This window comes from Janthinobacterium rivuli (assembly GCF_009208735.1).
Taxonomy (GTDB): Bacteria; Pseudomonadota; Gammaproteobacteria; order Burkholderiales; family Burkholderiaceae_D; genus Janthinobacterium.
In genome coordinates, this window is record NZ_WFLJ01000103.1 from 1 (window position 1) to 255 (window position 255).

The 255-nt window shown below is 64.7% G+C and carries 1 protein-coding gene; it reads left to right on the forward strand.

Annotated features, from left to right (window positions below; translation table 11 throughout):
- The coding region (locus GCN78_RS29125) for an aldehyde dehydrogenase family protein (RefSeq protein ID WP_152254756.1) at positions 1 to 255 on the forward strand (255 nt) is incomplete at both ends.

Below are 255 nucleotides of genomic sequence, written 5' to 3' on the forward strand. Positions count from 1 at the left end.
CGAAGAACCACATGGTCGTCATGCCGGACGCGGATATCCCGCAGACGGTGGACGCCCTGATGGGCGCGGCCTTCGGCTCGGCCGGCGAGCGCTGCATGGCCATTTCCGTCGTCGTGGCGGTGGGCAATGTGGCCGATCAATTGGTCGAAGCCTTGGTGCCGCGCATCGCGGCCTTAAAGATCACGCAAGGCATGGATCTGTCGGCCGAGATGGGACCGGTGGTGACGCAGGTGCACAAGGACAAGATCGCCGGCT